17 protein-coding genes are annotated in these 17153 nt (G+C 37.4%); 8 read left to right on the forward strand and 9 right to left on the reverse strand.

All coding sequences use genetic code 11. The features are described 5' to 3' along the window. Positions 1 to 72: 72 nt before the first annotated feature. Positions 73 to 975, forward strand: a complete 903-nt coding sequence (locus ACZ5XR_RS09185) for an oxidoreductase (protein ID WP_464501353.1) — start codon at positions 73 to 75, stop codon at positions 973 to 975. 45 nt (positions 976 to 1020) lie between these two features. On the opposite strand, the gene ACZ5XR_RS09190 is transcribed toward ACZ5XR_RS09185, so the two are convergent. From ACZ5XR_RS09190 to ACZ5XR_RS09215, 6 genes are all read right to left on the reverse strand, one after another. Continuing rightward, positions 1021 to 1974: a D-2-hydroxyacid dehydrogenase gene (locus ACZ5XR_RS09190; RefSeq protein WP_464501354.1), complete on the reverse strand. Its 954-nt coding sequence runs from the start codon at positions 1972 to 1974 to the stop codon at positions 1021 to 1023. A 77-nt stretch (positions 1975 to 2051) separates the two neighbouring features. Beyond that, positions 2052 to 2918, reverse strand: a complete 867-nt coding sequence (locus ACZ5XR_RS09195) for a COX15/CtaA family protein (protein ID WP_464501355.1) — start codon at positions 2916 to 2918, stop codon at positions 2052 to 2054. A gap of 187 nt (positions 2919 to 3105) precedes the next feature. Further along, positions 3106 to 3423 carry a cytochrome o ubiquinol oxidase subunit IV gene (cyoD, locus tag ACZ5XR_RS09200; RefSeq protein WP_464501357.1) on the reverse strand — a complete coding sequence of 106 codons (318 nt, stop codon included), beginning with the start codon at positions 3421 to 3423 and terminating at the stop codon, positions 3106 to 3108. Between the two features lies 1 nt (position 3424). After that, the gene (cyoC, locus tag ACZ5XR_RS09205) at positions 3425 to 4030 is read right to left on the reverse strand and encodes a cytochrome o ubiquinol oxidase subunit III (RefSeq protein ID WP_464501358.1); all 606 of its coding nucleotides are present in this window, start codon (positions 4028 to 4030) and stop codon (positions 3425 to 3427) included. 12 nt (positions 4031 to 4042) lie between these two features. After that, a complete protein-coding gene (locus ACZ5XR_RS09210; protein ID WP_464501359.1) occupies positions 4043 to 6028 on the reverse strand; it encodes a cbb3-type cytochrome c oxidase subunit I in 1986 nt (661 codons plus the stop codon). A 25-nt stretch (positions 6029 to 6053) separates the two neighbouring features. Beyond that, positions 6054 to 6929 (reverse strand): ubiquinol oxidase subunit II, encoded by an 876-nt coding sequence (locus ACZ5XR_RS09215; RefSeq protein ID WP_464502272.1) that lies wholly within the window; start codon positions 6927 to 6929, stop codon positions 6054 to 6056. 382 nt (positions 6930 to 7311) lie between these two features. On the opposite strand from ACZ5XR_RS09215, the gene ltaS reads away from it, so the two are divergent. Both ltaS and ACZ5XR_RS09225 read left to right on the forward strand, forming a co-directional pair. Beyond that, positions 7312 to 9264 carry a lipoteichoic acid synthase gene (gene ltaS / locus ACZ5XR_RS09220; RefSeq protein WP_464501360.1) on the forward strand — a complete coding sequence of 651 codons (1953 nt, stop codon included), beginning with the start codon at positions 7312 to 7314 and terminating at the stop codon, positions 9262 to 9264. Positions 9265 to 9413: 149 nt separating this feature from the next. Next, the gene (locus ACZ5XR_RS09225; protein WP_464501361.1) at positions 9414 to 9662 is read left to right on the forward strand and encodes a hypothetical protein; all 249 of its coding nucleotides are present in this window, start codon (positions 9414 to 9416) and stop codon (positions 9660 to 9662) included. 13 nt (positions 9663 to 9675) lie between these two features. Here ACZ5XR_RS09225 and ACZ5XR_RS09230 read toward each other — a convergent pair whose 3' ends face one another. After that, a complete protein-coding gene (locus ACZ5XR_RS09230) occupies positions 9676 to 9963 on the reverse strand; it encodes a hypothetical protein (protein ID WP_464501362.1) in 288 nt (95 codons plus the stop codon). Positions 9964 to 9966: 3 nt separating this feature from the next. Next, positions 9967 to 10164 carry a hypothetical protein gene (locus tag ACZ5XR_RS09235; protein ID WP_464501363.1) on the reverse strand — a complete coding sequence of 66 codons (198 nt, stop codon included), beginning with the start codon at positions 10162 to 10164 and terminating at the stop codon, positions 9967 to 9969. Positions 10165 to 10335: 171 nt separating this feature from the next. Between ACZ5XR_RS09235 and ACZ5XR_RS09240 the strand changes: the two genes are divergently transcribed. Further along, entirely contained in the window at positions 10336 to 10845 is a 510-nt protein-coding gene (locus ACZ5XR_RS09240; RefSeq protein WP_464501364.1) for a hypothetical protein, read from the forward strand. A gap of 7 nt (positions 10846 to 10852) precedes the next feature. Here the strand turns inward: ACZ5XR_RS09240 and ACZ5XR_RS09245 are convergent, their stop codons facing one another. Next, positions 10853 to 11272 (reverse strand): hypothetical protein, encoded by a 420-nt coding sequence (locus ACZ5XR_RS09245; protein ID WP_464501365.1) that lies wholly within the window; start codon positions 11270 to 11272, stop codon positions 10853 to 10855. Positions 11273 to 11595: 323 nt separating this feature from the next. On the opposite strand from ACZ5XR_RS09245, the gene ACZ5XR_RS09250 reads away from it, so the two are divergent. The 4 genes from ACZ5XR_RS09250 to ACZ5XR_RS09265 all read left to right on the forward strand — a co-directional run bounded on the left by ACZ5XR_RS09250 (position 11596) and on the right by ACZ5XR_RS09265 (position 17076). Next, positions 11596 to 11793: a hypothetical protein gene (locus ACZ5XR_RS09250; protein WP_464501366.1), complete on the forward strand. Its 198-nt coding sequence runs from the start codon at positions 11596 to 11598 to the stop codon at positions 11791 to 11793. Positions 11794 to 12064: 271 nt separating this feature from the next. Continuing rightward, a complete protein-coding gene (locus ACZ5XR_RS09255; RefSeq protein ID WP_464501367.1) occupies positions 12065 to 13126 on the forward strand; it encodes an SH3 domain-containing protein in 1062 nt (353 codons plus the stop codon). A 100-nt stretch (positions 13127 to 13226) separates the two neighbouring features. Beyond that, entirely contained in the window at positions 13227 to 15104 is a 1878-nt protein-coding gene (gene htpG, locus ACZ5XR_RS09260; protein WP_464501368.1) for a molecular chaperone HtpG, read from the forward strand. A 553-nt stretch (positions 15105 to 15657) separates the two neighbouring features. Continuing rightward, positions 15658 to 17076: an amino acid permease gene (locus tag ACZ5XR_RS09265; protein ID WP_464501369.1), complete on the forward strand. Its 1419-nt coding sequence runs from the start codon at positions 15658 to 15660 to the stop codon at positions 17074 to 17076. The last annotated feature ends 77 nt before the right edge of the window (positions 17077 to 17153 follow it).

The following is a 17153-nucleotide window of genomic DNA, read 5'->3' on the forward strand; positions in this document are numbered from 1 at the left end:
TTTATTTAAAACAATTTATAAGGATTTCTGTATAATTAATTCTATTAATATATCGAAATGGAAGTGTTCCAGTTGATAAATCAAGAGTTAACAGGAAAACGAGTCATTATCACAGGAGCAAATAGCGGAATAGGGCTGGAGGCGGCGAAAGTTTTGGCAGGAGAAGGAACTGAAGTGGTCTTAGCGGTTCGAAACGAACAAAAAGGCAGACTGGCAATGGAAGCCATACTAAAGGAGTATCCCAAAGCTGTTTTGAAAGTGATGCAACTTAATTTGTCAGACTTAACAAGCGTTAGGAATTTTGCTGAAAGCTATAGTAATCAATTTCATACATTAGATATTTTAATTAACAATGCTGGAGTCATGATACCACCATATTCAAAAACAAAAGATGGTTTTGAAATGCAATTCGGCACGAACCATTTAGGACATTTTGCATTAACCGGTCTTTTGATGCCATTGCTTAAAAAAACAGCAAATTCCCGTGTCGTAACAATTAGCAGTTTAGCCCATAGAAGAGCCACGATCTTTTTTGATAATTTGGATGGTTCAAAGGGCTATAAAGCAATGAAGTTTTATGGACAAAGTAAACTTGCCAATTTGTTATTCGCAAAAGAACTCGACAACCGTTTAAAACAACATGGCATTTCTACACTAAGTCTGGCCTGTCATCCGGGAATTTCTTCGACCAACCTGTTTAAGGTAAGAGAAAAAGATGCACCTTGGTACTTAAAGACATTAATGAACGTATTTTTGCAGCCTGCTGACAAAGGAGCGCTACCGACCATCCATGCTGCGACAGAAAATAGTTTAAGGGGAGGAGAGTATATTGGACCCGATGGAAGGGGAAATCGAAAGGGGAATCCTGCCATTGAAACTCCAGCATCTGGTGTCTATCATCCTGAAACAATGCAAAAGTTATGGGAGCTTTCAGAAAAATTAACAGGAGTTCGTTTTGAATTTGGCAGTAACTGAATGAAACAAAGGGAGTGACCGTATGTGGCCACTCCCTAATTTATGTCAATATCCCAGGTTTCGATTCACTAAGCCAAGCAAGGGTTGATGATTTGCATACCTCTTTAGGTTTTCGATAAAAAATTCGGTCACTCCGTCGATTGTGCTGGGTCCAGAGAGGTGGGAAGTGACATAAATATTCGGAATGGAGTAAAAAGGATGCTCCATAGCGAGCGGCTCTTTCTCAAATACGTCAAGAATGGATGCCTTTAGATGGCCTTCTTGCATGACTTCTACTAAATCATTTTCATCAATCAATGCACCACGTCCCACGTTGACAAGACAAGCATCTGCTTTCATGGCAGATAGGATTTTTCGATTAATGATATGATGAGTGTCGTTAGTTAAAGGAAGAGTTAGAACTAAATAATCAAGATCCTTAACAAAACCATTCCAATCATCAGGATAAAAGTGTGAATCTACTAAATGAGCGTGTTTTCCACCAGCACTTAATCCATGAACTTTCATATCAAAGGCGCGAGCTTTTCGTACAATTTCAACTCCAATTGATCCGAGGCCAGCAACTCCGATTACCTTACCTTCAAGCGATTCTGCTATAAATGAATCCCATTTCCGTTCAGATTGTGCTTTCATCATTCGGGGAACATCCTTCAATATGTACAACAGGTAAGTGAAAACATATTCTGAAATATATCCACCAAATTGATTAACAATTCGGGTGATGGAAATGTCGGACGGAATCAATGTGTCTGCCATAAGGTCATCCACTCCAGCACCCATCGATTGAAACCAGCGGACAGATCTGGAAATAGGTTTACTTAGAAGCTTGGTAGGGAACTTCCATCCCAATATGATCTCCGAATTTGGTATTAATAGTTCCGCTTCATCAGGAGTCGCTGCTGACCTTACGGATGAAAAACCGTATTCACGTATTTTACTAGCATACTCTTCTGCCTGCTGCGGGCTATAGACAAGTATGCTCAGCTGGCTATGGAACATCAAATCACTCCTTTTTTTGGGGTCAGTCCCCCGGTCGGTTAACGCGTTAACGGACCGGGGGACTGACCCCCCACATATCAGCTTTGGACGCAGATGGCGCTTAGTGTGCCGACGAGCAGTGATAAAAATGAGACATGTAACAGGACGGACCCTAATTGCAGATGGGTATAGATTAGAAGGGCGCCGCTCAAGCCTTGCAGGAGGATAAGTAGAAGACAAATGATACTAAAGCGATAGATGTCTGGTCGATGTGCACGGCTTTTTTTGGCCATCAGCATTAGGAATGTAAATAAAATGATTAAGCAAAGCGCAAATAATCTATGGATGACATCCACCCAATAAGCCTGACCAACCACAGCAAATTGTTCTGTTGGAATGGGGAAGCCACGGAAGTTTGCGCCTGATCCAGTTTTGGCAACATAGCCGCCAAAATAAAGTGCTGCGTATAAAAAGATAAAGGTAAACCAAGAAAAAGCTGTGAAAGAAGAGGGCATTTTATGCTCTCGTTGAATGTTCTTTTCTTGATGATAGATAACATAGGCGATATTAAATAGCGACGAAAAAGAAATAAGGGCAATGCCAAGATGTGCCGCCAAAAGCATCGGTGATAACTTAATCATTACCGTCAATGCACCAAGAGTTGATTCCCCTAAGATACCCAGGACAGCAAAACCAACGAGCCATTTGATCTTTTTCGTTTTATAACGAAACCAGGCTATGAAAGAAACAACGAATAATAAAATACTTGCTAAGCCAACAAAAATTCTATGTGTATATTCTATCACTGAATGATAGTCAGTAAAATTGGGAAACAAACTTCCATTACAAAGGGGATAACCGCTTCCGCATCCTTGAGCAGAATTGGTCATCGTATCTATAAAACCCATCACATTCACCAAAAAAATGGCTGCTGCGGCTATAAATGAAAGCCAAAAATAGCGCATAAACACACATCCTCTAATTAGATTCCTCACTATGTATGAGAACATCTATAAATAACAAACAAGCAATAAATGAAAAAAGACATAGAAGAAACTTCTCTTTGTACGATAACGCCGCCTGTACAAAGAGAAGTATAAATGAATCGTACCAATATTTCGTTTTGATTCAACTTCTATGATTATAAGGTTCCTACTGAACTTGTGAATTAAACGACATGATCCAAATTGAGCCAGCAATAATCGTTCCAACGAAGACAATCCCTAAAATTAACGCCATTACGTTGTATCTTGGACCTTCTCCATCGCGAATATGCATAAAGAATACTAATTGAAGAACAAATTGTAAAACGGCAGCGACTAAAATACTCACCATAAGTGCTGTTTTCGCCATTAAATGATCCAAAACAAGCACAAGAGGGATGACAGTCAAAACGATCGAAAGAATGAAACCAATAACATATGCTTTGATTGATCCATGATTTTCGTGTGTGTGTTCATGTGCTGACATGTTACATCACCCCCATCAAGTAAACAACTGTGAAGATGAAAATCCAAACAGCGTCTAAAAAGTGCCAATAAAGACTAATCATAGAAATTTTACGTTTTGTTACCGATGTAATTCCTTTTTTAGAAAGCTGAATAATTAAACCGATCATCCAACAAATACCGAAGGAAACGTGGACACCGTGAGTACCAACTAATGAGAAAAAGGATGTTAGAAATGCGCTCTTTTGAAGAGTAGCACCTTCATGTGCCATCTTGATAAACTCATTGATTTCTAGTCCAACGAATGCAGCACCTAAAGCAATCGTAATGATTAACCAGTTAATCAAAGCTTTCTTATTCCCTTTATGCATCGCTAAAACAGCTAAACCACTTGTAAATGAACTAGTTAATAGAATAAATGTTTCAATAACAAAACCAGGAACATTGAATTCCTTTGCTGTAAAACCGCCGTTCGTATGAGTATGCAAAACAGCATAAGCAGCAAAAAAGGTAGCAAATAAAAGACAGTCCGTTACAAGGAAAATCCAGAATCCTAATATTTTTAAGCCTTCTTGGTCAACATGACCATGATCATGTTCAGAAACATGAGCAGAAACGCTTTGTTGCATGTTTACAACCTCCTAATTTGCAGTTCGATGTGCTGAAAGGTTATCTCTAAATGCCTTTTCAGTTCGTTCGATCTCATCTACAGTAATGTAATAATCTAAGTCATATTGGAATGAACGTACGTATAAAGTGATGGCTACACCGATTAGACCGATAATTCCCATCCAAGTCCATTCAAACGTAAAGCCAAACCCGGCGATGAAGAAGAAAATTGACATGATGAAAGGAATCCCAGTATTTTTTGGCATATGAATCGGTTCATATTTTACCGGTTCAGGTTTATAGCCTTCTTTTTTCATATCTTCTTTTTGATACCACCAAGCGTCCTTGCCATTAACAGTTGGTAATACAGCGAAATTATAAACAGGAGGTGGGGAAGGGATAGACCATTCTAATGTACGGCCATTCCAAGCATCGCCAGTTACATCACGTTCACCTTGCTTAATACTATAAATAATTTGCCATGCTTGGAAGATGAAGCCGATACCCATCAAGAATGCACCAATACTAGAAATCATATTAAGTGGGGCCCAGCCCATATCCCAGCCTGCAGATTGATCGTAAATATAAATTCTTCTTGTCATTCCCATGAAACCAAGGGCATATTGAGGCATAAAGCATACATAGAAACCAATTTGCCACAACCAAAATGCCCATTTACCTAAACGATCATTTAATTTAAATCCGAACAGTTTTGGCCACCAGTAATATAAACCGGCAAGGTAACCGAACACAACACCGCCGATTAATACTTGGTGGAAGTGGGCGATTAGGAAATAACTGTTGTGATATTGATAGTCTGCTGGAGCCGCAGCAAGCATGACACCCGTTGCACCACCAACTAGGAAGGTTGGAACGAATGCATAGAACCAAAGCAATGGCTGTGTTACGGTAATTCGCCCGCGGAACATTGTAAACAGCCAGTTAAATATTTTAACACCAGTTGGTATCGCAATAATCATCGTACAGATGGCAAAAACAATATTTACATCAGCACCGGCACCCATTGTAAAGAAGTGGTGTACCCATGTGTAATAAGAAACTACTGCAATAGCAATCATTGAAAATACCATTGAATTGTAACCAAAGACACGTTTTTTAGAGAAGGTTGATACAATCTCAGAAAATACACCGAAAGCAGGTAATACAACAATGTATACTTCAGGGTGTCCCCACATCCAAATCAAGTTGACGTACATCATCGGGTTACCGCCAGCTGTCATGGTGAAGAAGTGGCCCCCCAGTAAACGGTCAATCGTCAGCATAATTAATGTAACAGTAAGAATAGGAAATGCTCCCAAGATTGCAATAGATGATGATAAAACAGACCATGTGAATAAAGGCATGTCTCTTAAACGCATGGAAGGTGTGCGCATTTTTAAAATAGTTACAACGAAGTTAAGTCCTGTTGCCAAACTTCCTATACCGGAAATCTGAATACCCCATATCCAGAAGTTTTGACCAGGTCCTGGACTAAATTGAGTTTCTGATAATGGAGGATAAGAAAGCCATCCTGCACTAGCAGAACCCCCGATAACAAAGGAAATATTAAAGAGCATCGCTCCGATAAAGAACAACCAAAAGCTGACTGCATTTAACATTGGATAAGCAACATCACGGGCACCGATTTGCAAAGGAACAACCATATTAAATAAGGCAAACATAAATGGCATTGCCATAAACAAAATCATGATTGTTCCATGTGTTGTGAAAATTTCATTATAGTGCTCAGACTGTAAAAAATGATTATTTGGAACAGCTAGTTGAATCCGCATTAAGATAGCATCGACTCCACCGCGGAATAGCATAAGCAAAGCAGAAAGAAGGTACATAATACCAATTTTTTTATGGTCTACCGTTGTAATCCATTCTCTCCATAACCAACCCCACTTTTTAAAATAGGTGAGGGAAAATAAAACAGCGACCATTACCAAAACAATGGAAACATCCGCCCCATAAATCATAGGATCGCCGGTAACGAAAAAATGCGATGTATTCATGGAAAATTTCCTCCAGATTTATTTTTTATTTACTCATATCCATTCCGGACATATCCATCCCGGACATTGACGAACCGTCACCCATATGATTCATATGATGATAATAGTTACCGCCGTTTTTATTCACAATATTTTCGAATAAACCTTTTGGATAAGATGAGAAGCTTAATTCTTTTTCAGTACTTGGTTTAGATAATTTTTCATATCCTGCATTTGTTAAAGCAGGAGCCGTTTTCTTCACGTTTGCTGCCCACTTATCAAAGTCAGCTTGAGCTACAGATTTCACTCTAAATTGCATATGAGCGAAGCCTTTACCGGTAAAGTTAGCTCCAGAGCCAAAATATTGTCCGACTTTATCTGCTTGAAGCCAGAGTCCCATAGACATACCAGGCATTGTATATTCCTGGCCACCTAATTGAGGCACCCAGAAAGAGTTCATCGGAGCATCAGACGTTAAAACGAATTGAACTGGAACACCAGCAGGAATTTCTGCATAATTGACTGTAGCAATTTTCTTATCTGGATAAGTGAACAACCATTTCCAATCCATCGAAGTAACCTGAACAGTAATCGGTTTAACATCTTTGACCGGAGGCTTTGTTAAAGCCAAGGTTGTCTTGGCAGTATAAACACCTAGAATTGCGACAATGACAATCGGAATTCCCCACCAAATGAATTCTAAGATTTTACTATCATCCCATTCTGGTTTATATGGGGCTGTATTGCCTGGTTTATCTCTATAACGAATAGCTATAAAGACGAAAATGCCTAAAACTGGAATGATGACGACGGCACATAAAATAACCGAAATGATAATAAGACGTAGTTCTTCGTGAGCGACTGGTCCTTTAGGGTCAAGAACGATATATTTACTCTTGTCACAACCGGCTAAAAGCACCATGCCCAATAAAGCTAAAAAGGAATATTTAGCATATTGGATCCATTTACTCAATGTAAGTTCCCCTTTCAATGAAAATAGTAAATTAGCATAAATACAGTAATAAAGGTACAAAGCTATTTTAATATAGCAGAAAGATGACAAATTTAGAATGAAAAATGATTTTTGTCACAAAATGTTCATTTTTTGTGTGATGTATTTCCTTTTCATTTTTAAATTGTTTATTTTTAGCATAATAAATGGTAGAGAATCTTGGTTTTTCCATTTATTCTCAAGTTAAATGCTTTAAATGTTCCTGATTAAATGTTAAGATAGGTTTCATAATAGGTTTGGATCTAGCATAAAGATAGATACCATTCAGTAAAAGTAAAAAGAGAGGTACAAAATGAATAGTATAATTCACAAAGGTCGAAATATCTTTAAGAACTATTTTGGCTTTTTCTTTGTGACTGTATTTTTCCTTTGGATGAAAACATATATTGCTCAAGCTACACAGTTTAAGTTGGGAATTTCGAGTCCCTACCAAGCGTTTCTGTTATTTATTAATCCATTGGGTTCATCCCTGCTATTTTTAGGGATTGCCTGCTTATTTAAAGGTCGTAAAAAGTATTTTTGGTTAATGGGGATCTATTTGTTTTTATCCATCCTTTTATATGGCAATATTTTATATTACCGTTTCTTTAATGATTTTCTTACAGTTCCTACATTAACTCAGACCCAAAATTTTGGTGAAGTGGGAAGCAGTGTTGTCTCACTATTAAAACCTTATGATTTTTTATTTTTTATGGATTTTGTTCTTTTGGCCTTATCTCTTATTTTCCGTCTATTTAAAATGGATGTTGAAAATAAGCCAACCGGAAGAATCTCTGCATTATTTTCTTTATCGATTGCTATTTTATGTACGAATATTGCTCTTGCAGAAATAGACCGTCCTGAATTATTAACAAGAGGGTTTGACCGGAATTACATTGTCAAATATTTAGGATTGTATGATTATGCTGTCTATGATGCATTTCAAAACACAAAAACATCTGCCCAACGGGTCTTGGCAGATAGTAATGATATTACAAAGGTCTTGAATTATACCAAATCCCATTATGCGGAACCAAATCCGGCATACTTTGGTGTCGGAAAGGGAATGAATGTTATTTATTATCATTTGGAGTCCTTTCAAAATTTCTTGATCCATTACAAATTACATGGTGAAGAAGTGACTCCATTTCTAAATTCCTTGACAAAAGATAAAAACACCATTTATTTTGACAATTTCTTTCATGAAACCGGACATGGTAAAACGTCTGATGCAGAATTTATGTTAGAAAATTCCCTATTTGGATTGCCTCAAGGCTCTGCTTATATGACCAAAAGTCTAAACACATACCAAGCAGCTCCGGCTATTTTTGACCAGCAAGGTTATACAACAGCCGTGTTTCATGGAAATACGGGGAGTTTTTGGAATCGTGATGATATTTATAAATCATTCGGCTTCGATAAATTTTTTGATGCGAGCTATTATAAAACCAACCCTGATGACATGGCTCAATATGGATTAATGGACAAACCATTTATTTCTCAATCGATGCCAATGCTGGAATCATTGCCGCAGCCATTTTATACGAAGCTCATAACCGTAACAAATCATTTTCCTTTTCCAATTGATCCAAAGGATGCAACGATTGCACCGGATAATACAGGTGTTCCATCCATTGACAGCTACTTCCAGACGGCGCGTTATGCGGATGAAGCATTAAGGCAATTCTTTGCTGACTTAAAAAAATCAGGCTTAGCGGATCATACGATTGTGATTATTTATGGCGACCATTACGGAATTTCGCAGGATAACGATAAAACGATGGAAAAAGTAATTGGAAAACCAGTAACTCCATTTGAAAGCACTGGATTACAACGTGTTCCTTTATTCATTCATGTTCCAGGAATAAAGGGCGGTGTTAACCACGAATATGGGGGGCAAATCGATGTTCTGCCGACACTGCTTCATTTAATGGGAATCGATTCAAAAGACTATGTACAATTCGGAACCGACCTGCTTTCAAAGCAGCATGATGATTTGATTCCTTTTCGAAATGGTGATTTTGTAAGTTCAACCATCACATCAAATCAAGGAACCTATTATGATTCAAAAACTGGCAAGGAACTGGCGAAGGATAAATTGCCGCTGGCAGAGAAAGACCAGTCCATCGTTGAACAAAAATTATCGCTATCAGATACAGTTGTGAATGAAGATTTACTACGTTTCTACAAACCAAAAGGGTTTGTCCCAGTGGACCGCAATAAATATAACTATATTAATCCTAATGCGAAATCCAATGCTGAATAATTCTAAATGATGATTCTACATTAAGGCCAGCCCCCTCATGAAAATTGAGGGGCTGGCCTTTTTTAGGACAAACAATGGAATTTCTTCACAGAAATTATTTTTTTATCATAAGATACCTTAAAAAACTGGAACGAACGGAGGTAATAGGGGTGCCATCAGTCATTAATTTAGGGATCATGAATATAAATTCTCCGCAGCCGAATGCCGCAATCTTTGTAGGGGAATCTGTTGTTACCGGGATGGATGGTAACAGGAAATATAATTTGGGTTTTGGTGGGCAATATGGTTTTTTAAATGTAATTGCCGGTAATATAAGCAATAATGTCGATGCTTTTGAAGTTGTTGACGGGGTTATTTTTGATCAAGATTTCAAACCGAATTTTGGGAATAATTTATAAAAAAAAACCCTATTTAAATTAAGGGCTCCTTGTTTCCATTTTCATTTTGGTGTTCTTCTTTTAAATTCTTTTCTATTGGTTTCTTCTTTTTGGTAGGACGCTCGTAATTTGTTAAAGAAGCGCTGGTGCGGGCAAAGTTGTTTCGATCCCCGTGGATGTTGCCCAGCCCTTGATTATGTTTTTTGCTGCTTTTAAAGTCTTCAATAAAATTGTTCCCAATGCTAAAGCATGAAGCACCTTCAATGCTCCCGATTTTAATCGTACCGATATGAAAGGTGGGCGAAAGAATCGGAGAAGTCATGAACTATGCCTCCTCTTCAACTTTATTTTTAAGCCACTTGTTTTCAATTACGCGATTTTCATTTCCGGACAAGCTTCCTACTACTTCATTTACGACACGTTCAGATTGAAATTTTTCTACATTATTTTTTTGGCCGATAAAAATTCCTGAAGTATTACCCATTTTTTTTATGGCTATATTTTCAAATGTGATATGAATCATCGTCCCATTTCCCCTTTCTTTCTATATTAGCCTATTCATGCAATGGGCGAATGACACAATTATTCTTATTCTGGTAGGCGTACGTCACAAACCCCATATTGAAACATAAATTACAATAGTGAGGCCAGTAAAAGCTTGGGCTGTTAATAAAAAAAGCGTGGTGAGTAAGTGATGTTGAAGTCTTCACAAATAAATTTTTTAGGGAATATTCATGTCCAGACCATGCAGAGGCAATGCGGCATCTTTATAGGGGAACGAAACAATGCCATCGGCTGGAGCGCCCACGGGAAAGAAAATATTGTAATTGGAAATGTAAGCGGGGAATCAAATCTTCTTTTTCATAATATTTCTATCTTAAATGACCCTGATTTAATTGATACACCAATCGATGATCGTGATATCAATATTTCTTTTGATATAGAAAACGATGAAGAGCACACGTCCACCCTTAATCTTGATAGCGTTAATGTTAATTCCATGCAGCAAAATAGCTCAGTCTTTGTTGGAAAAAGTCATGTAACAGGAATGGATGGAAATGAAAAAATTAATTATGCCCAAGGTGCGATCTTTGGAAACGAAAATCAGTTATCAAGCAATTATAATGTGAATTATGATCAAGATGTCATTGATGCCATCATTGAAGATCAGGATGTCAAAATTGCCAATATCCAAAAGGAATAAGCGTCGTTTAGAATTTATTGCGGAAACGAAAGCCACTTGAAGTTTTCTCCATATTTGTTTGGTCAGGTGATTCCGATTCTGACATGGCCTCATTTTTTGCATTTTCCTTGTTGATCTTTTGCATGAGTGGTTTGGCCATATCTTCTGTGGCATTGATATTATTCCCAATAATAAACTTACCGCTTAAATCGTCTATTTCTATATTGTCCAGCCGGAAGACAATGTTCTCTAAATGTTCGATTTGGACATGATCGATATGGATATTATTTCCTTCACGCAGGTTCTCTTTTTCGATTTCTTTTTTTTCGTTAACTTTTTGTTGCTGCTCCAGCAATTCAATAATACGGTCTAGCTTTGTAATGAGAAAAGGAGGTATTTTGATTTCTTTTTCTACTTGTTTTTTCTTCATAGAAAAAAACTTAAACATAATCACCCTCCTCAATTCGATTCTAGGAAAATTTTATGCGGGAAAATAATGAATAGTCTAAAATAAAGGAATAAAATGGCATCTTACGTTAACGCATTAAAGCGCCGGGGGACTGACCCCAATAAATTTGAATTTAGCCTGTGTTATTCTTTTGACACCAAACATATATATATTGTAAGCTTTTCGAATTTGTAAAAGAAATTTAATTTTAAGGGGGTGATCAGGACAGCAAAAATAAATGGAGTTCCCCAATAATGGAAGGTAACTTTGATTTCGGACTGTTTTAAACACATTCCAAATGGAAATTAAAGGAGCTGAATATAATGAGCGCTGTAACTGGTAAAGTGCTTGGCTGGTTAGGGATTGTTGCTGCAGTTGTTGGATTTTTCTTTGCCCCAATCTGGTTAGGTATTGTTGGTTTAGTATTGGGTTTAATTACTTTGGCAAGTCCAGAAAAGGTCTTGGCTTGGTTAGCCGTTGTGCTCGGTGCGATTGTTTTGATCGTGCAATTTTTTCAATAGCGTTTTTCACTCGTATTAACACTTCTACCTTATTCTTCTACAAATTTCTTCTTTCGGAATTGTCATTTAATCTTCCTGCTATATAAGGTGTTCGACAGCACACCTCATAAATTTCAGAAGCGTGCAAACTTGTTTGCACGCTTTTTCATTTGTTAAAATAAAAAAAGAAAAATGTGTAATTTTTATTAAAATTAACCATTTATTAAGCTTCTAACTTTATATTTTACTATATGCGAAAATATTGATATTGGAGGAGGCAATTTTAAGGATCATGAAAAAACATATTGCAAAAAAGCTACTTTCAGCGGGGATTGCGGCCAATATTATACTTAATGGATTTGGCGGGATGAATTTTCAATTTCTTAAGCCCACGGTTGTTAATGCTGACACGCCTGTCTATACAACGATAGAAAACTTGAATGTTCGAATGGGACCATCCACAACCTATTCAATCATCGGAACATTGCCGAAAGGGGCAAAAATTAGCGTTACCGGCTTTCAAAGTGGATGGTATAAGGTAAATTATCATGGCAAAACAGGATTTGTCAGCGGGCAATATGTGAAATCAAATAATTCTTCAACAAAACTAAGCTATCAATATATGACAACTGAAAACTTAAATGTGCGTTCCGGAAGTTCAGTTAAATATAGTGTGCTCGGAGTATTAAAAGCAGGTACAACCCTTTCCGTTCAAAAGAAGCTCACAAACGGCTGGTACCAAATTAACTATCATGGCAAAACAGGTTTCGTTAGTGGTTCATATGTGGAAAAAATGAATAATGCTTCCACCTATATCATGAATGTACCAGTCGTTCGTCAGATGCCCCAGCTTCCAAACGGCTGTGAAGTGGTCAGCCTTACCATGGCCCTCAATTATAAAGGAATCAAAATAGATAAGATTACGGCAGCAAAAAAGATGCCTTATACCAATACCTTGGACGCAAATAAAGGATATATCGGTAATCCATTCAATTCTACAGGGAATACGATAAATCCGGTTGCGCTACAGAAGGAGGCGAAGGTATACCGCCCGCGCAGCGCTGATCTGACCGGTGCAAGCATTGCAACCATTGAAAAAGAAGTCAGAGCAGGTAATCCAGTTCTGGCTTGGTATACAATCGGGTATATTGAGCCAACCAATCATTATATTTATCGAAATGGTCATCGATACTGGTTCCCGGAACCCTTGCATTGTATTGTTGTGACAGGAGCAAGTAGCAGTTACTTCTATATAAATGATCCATTAAACGGTCATAAAAACTATCCTATTAAAAAATCTCGTTTTAATTTAATCTATACTGAAATGGGAAAACGGGCGTTAGTTGTCAGGTGAATATTGACGAAAATGAAATAATATGATATTTAAATAATGGTTAGCACTCTAATGTTAAGAGTGCTAACCATTTGATTTGAAATTGAAAGGAGACATCATAATGGAAACGAAACAGTTCCAGGCAGAATCAAAAAGATTATTAGACATGATGATTAACTCTATTTATACACATCGCGAGATATTTTTGCGTGAGTTAATATCCAATGCCAGCGATGCAATTGATAAGTTATATTACAGGGCATTAACAGATGATTCCTTAAGCTTTGACAAAGACAACTATTACATAAAAGTAGCAGTGGACAAGGATAACAGAACCTTAAAAATCGCTGACACCGGTATCGGCATGACAAAGGAAGAGCTTGAGACTAATCTTGGGACCATTGCGAAAAGCGGATCATTAGCCTTTAAAAAGGAAACTGAATTAAAGGATGGCTACGATATCATTGGTCAATTTGGAGTAGGCTTTTATTCTGCCTTTATGGTTGCGGACACATTGACCGTTATCAGTAAGCCATTAGGCAGTGATGAAGCCTATAAATGGGAATCGATGGGAGCAGAAGGCTACACGATTGTTCCATGTGAGAAGGATTCAGTTGGAACGGAAATTACGTTGAAAATTAAAGAAAATACCGAAGATGAAAACTATGATGAATACCTTGAAGAATACCGCTTAAAATCAATTATCAAAAAATACTCTGATTTCATTCGCTATCCAATCAAAATGGATGTAACCGAAAGCAAGCTTAAAGAAGGAAGCGAAAATGAATACGAGGAATATCTTGAGGAACAAACCATTAATAGCATGGTTCCGATTTGGCGTAAGAATAAAAATGAATTGACCGATGAAGATTATGTGAATTTTTATTCTGAAAAACATTATGGCTTTGATAAACCCATAAAATATGTCCATATCAAAGTAGATGGGGCGGTACGCTATAATGCGATTCTCTATATTCCTGAAAAAATTCCTTTTGATTATTACTCACCGGAATATGAAAAGGGCTTAGAGTTATATTCAAATGGCGTCTTAATCATGAATAAATGTTCCGACCTCCTTCCTGATTATTTTAGCTTTGTCAAAGGTATGGTTGATTCAGAGGATTTATCGCTAAATATTTCACGAGAAATTTTACAGCATGACCGCCAATTGAAGCTTATCGCGAAAAATATCAGCAAAAAAATCAAAACGGAATTGCAAAATGTGCTTAAAAATGAACGGGAAAAATATGAAGAATTCTATAAATCCTTTGGCCGTCAGTTGAAATACGGTGTATACAGCGACTTTGGCACACATAAGGAAGAATTACAGGACTTATTGATGTTCTATTCTTCCAAGGAGAAGAAGCTGGTCACTTTAGAAGAATATGTGTCGAGAATGCCGGAGGATCAAAAATATATTTACTATGCTTCAGGAGAAACGGTGGAAAGAATTGAAAAGCTGCCGCAAACCGAGTTAGTTGCGGATAAAGGCTATGAAATTTTCTTTTTCACAGAAGAGATCGATGAGTTTGCGATCAAAATGTTAATGAGCTATAAGGAGAAGGAATTCAAATCCGTTTCAAGCGGCGATTTAGGAATTGAAGAGGACCAGCAAGAGGCATCAGCATCTGAAGAAAATGACAATAAAGACCTCTTTGACTTTATGAAGGGCCAATTATCCGGAAAAGTGAAGGATGTTAGAGTTTCCAAGCGATTAAAGTCCCATCCTGTCTGTTTAACGACGGATGGCGAAGTTACGATCGAAATGGAAAAAATCCTAAAAGCAATGCCAGGCAACCAAAATATTAAGGCTGAAAAGGTATTAGAGATTAATGTTCACCATGAGGTTTTCCAATCATTAAAAGATGCCTTTGAAAAGGATAAGGGAAAATTATCACTATTTACTAACCTCTTGTATAATCAGGCTCTCCTGATCGAAGGATTGCCAATTCAAGATCCTGTAGAGTTTACAAACGATATTTGTAAAATTATGGTTTAAAGTGAATGGGGAAAAACAAATGACGGCACATGTTTGTGTCGTCATTTTAAATTGTCCGCGAAGCCTATTTAGCCTAATATAATTGATTAACATAAAAACCAGTCATGTCCGCTATGACTGGTTTTTATGTTAAATAAAATATCCGAAAACCGGTATTAGCAGCTCTCGGAATTTATGAGGTTTAAAGGAGGAAGTAGCCCATTAAAGATGGGGAAATTGTAATTTTTTTAATCAAAGCCAAACTTCCGGAAAAAAGTTTTTATTGGCTTTTTACAGCATATGAAGCAAATCTGATTTTGGTGCAAAAAATTTATTATAATATTTATCAATTAATTATGAATATTATTACTTTATCACGCTACCGATTTATCACTTTACCATACTAAAATATTGTTATATACTAGCATCGTAATCAAAGAACATGAGGTGACTTATGATGATTCCAATCAAAAAACATAAATTCGATCCTTATAAGCACCATCATCGACATTGTTAATCTAATTTGAAAATACTATTAAAATACATTAAATCTTAAACGAGAGGGTTTACAATCATGGAAACGAAAAAATGGGGATTATGGATTTTAACAACATTTGTTGTAGGGAATATGGTAGGAGGAGGTATCTTTATGCTGCCAAGTAATATGGCACAAGCAGCAAGCCCTTTTGGCTCCATGGCAGCATGGGGAATTACAGGACTGGGTGTCTTATTTATCGCACTTGTTTTTGGTAATTTAGCCATAAGAAAGCCGGAATTAAAAGCCGGCCCGCAAAGCTATGCCCAGGCGATGTTTTCATCGCCCAAAACAGGAAGAATTGCAGGATATAGCATGGCCTGGGGGTACTGGGCGGCAAACTGGGCGGCTACTGCCTCCGTTATCATCACATTTGCCGGTTATTTAACGACCTTTTTTCCGATCATGCAAAGTACAAAAATCATTTTTACAGCAGCAAGCTTTTCATTGGAAATGGGAAAAGCCATCACTTTTATTGTTTGTTCCATAATGTTATGGGGCATCCAAGCGATACTGGCAAGAAGCTTCAATGGCGGAGGAAAATTGAACTTAATCGCGACCATTGCTAAAGTAATTGGGTTTACCTTATTTATCGTGTTAACTTTATTTATTTTTGATGCGGCGAATCTTGGTAACGGTAAGGAATTTATTGATAAGACAGGAAAAGCTGTTTCGTTTGGCAGTCAAATTAATGCCGGAGCCATCCTTACTTTATGGGCCTTTATTGGGATTGAATCAGCTGTTATGTTATCAAACCGGGCAAAATCACAAAGGGATGTCAAAAGAGCAACGATTATCGGCCTTATTATTTCCTTGTTTATTTATATTGGAATTACCCTGTTAACGATGGGAGCATTGCCTGTAGAAGCGTTGAAAACTTCTCAGAAGCCATTAGTGGATGCCTTGCAACAGGTAGTTGGGTCCGGGGGTGTTTCCATTATGGCGCTGCTCGCTCTCATCTCCTTATTTGGTTCGACAGTAGGCTGGATTGTGGTTAGTACGGAGGTTCCTTATCAAGCTGCAAAGGATCAGTTATTCCCTGCATTTTTTGCGAAAACCAATCGCAAGGGGAGCCCAATCAATTCCTTAACATTGACCAATATTATGACGCAGGTATTTCTATTTTCAACGATTTCAGGCACTGTAACGGAGGCATATAACTTTGTCATTGTTGTTGCTACACTTGCCTACTTAATCCCATATTTGGTATCTGCCTTATATCAATTGAAGTTGATTGTTACCGGAGAAACCTATGACATCATTAAAGGATCTCGGATTAAAGATGGAATTATCACCGTTTTTGCATTGGGATATTCACTTTGGGTCATTAAGACTGGTACAGCTGATTTAAAAACCTTTTTCCTGGGGATTGGCTTGTTTGTCATCGGTCTTGTCATCTATCCAATTGTCATGAAAAAGCCTGCAGCTAAAGAGCTGAAAGAAACGAAAGCTGCATAAGTTTAATGAAATATACGAATAAGCACCCTGAGAGGGGTGTTTTTTTATGTTTTCCACATTAATGCCATATTTTTTTA

Source organism: Neobacillus sp. Fa239, assembly GCF_055395235.1.

What these genes read in the sequence shown, in the direction of transcription:
- cyoC (WP_464501358.1), bottom strand. Translation starts at nt 4,030, where the DNA reads ATGCAACAAAGCGTTTCTGCTCATGTTTCTGAACATGATCATGGTCAT.
- ACZ5XR_RS09190 (WP_464501354.1), bottom strand. Translation starts at nt 1,974, where the DNA reads ATGTTCCATAGCCAGCTGAGCATACTTGTCTATAGCCCGCAGCAGGCA.
- cyoD (WP_464501357.1), bottom strand. Translation starts at nt 3,423, where the DNA reads ATGTCAGCACATGAACACACACACGAAAATCATGGATCAATCAAAGCA.
- ACZ5XR_RS09235 (WP_464501363.1), bottom strand. Translation starts at nt 10,164, where the DNA reads ATGATTCATATCACATTTGAAAATATAGCCATAAAAAAAATGGGTAAT.
- ACZ5XR_RS09265 (WP_464501369.1), top strand. Translation starts at nt 15,658, where the DNA reads ATGGAAACGAAAAAATGGGGATTATGGATTTTAACAACATTTGTTGTA.
- ACZ5XR_RS09240 (WP_464501364.1), top strand. Translation starts at nt 10,336, where the DNA reads ATGTTGAAGTCTTCACAAATAAATTTTTTAGGGAATATTCATGTCCAG.
- ACZ5XR_RS09245 (WP_464501365.1), bottom strand. Translation starts at nt 11,272, where the DNA reads ATGTTTAAGTTTTTTTCTATGAAGAAAAAACAAGTAGAAAAAGAAATC.
- ltaS (WP_464501360.1), top strand. Translation starts at nt 7,312, where the DNA reads ATGAATAGTATAATTCACAAAGGTCGAAATATCTTTAAGAACTATTTT.
- ACZ5XR_RS09250 (WP_464501366.1), top strand. Translation starts at nt 11,596, where the DNA reads ATGAGCGCTGTAACTGGTAAAGTGCTTGGCTGGTTAGGGATTGTTGCT.
- ACZ5XR_RS09255 (WP_464501367.1), top strand. Translation starts at nt 12,065, where the DNA reads ATGAAAAAACATATTGCAAAAAAGCTACTTTCAGCGGGGATTGCGGCC.
- ACZ5XR_RS09210 (WP_464501359.1), bottom strand. Translation starts at nt 6,028, where the DNA reads ATGAATACATCGCATTTTTTCGTTACCGGCGATCCTATGATTTATGGG.
- ACZ5XR_RS09230 (WP_464501362.1), bottom strand. Translation starts at nt 9,963, where the DNA reads ATGACTTCTCCGATTCTTTCGCCCACCTTTCATATCGGTACGATTAAA.
- ACZ5XR_RS09215 (WP_464502272.1), bottom strand. Translation starts at nt 6,929, where the DNA reads ATGGTGCTTTTAGCCGGTTGTGACAAGAGTAAATATATCGTTCTTGAC.
- ACZ5XR_RS09195 (WP_464501355.1), bottom strand. Translation starts at nt 2,918, where the DNA reads ATGCGCTATTTTTGGCTTTCATTTATAGCCGCAGCAGCCATTTTTTTG.
- htpG (WP_464501368.1), top strand. Translation starts at nt 13,227, where the DNA reads ATGGAAACGAAACAGTTCCAGGCAGAATCAAAAAGATTATTAGACATG.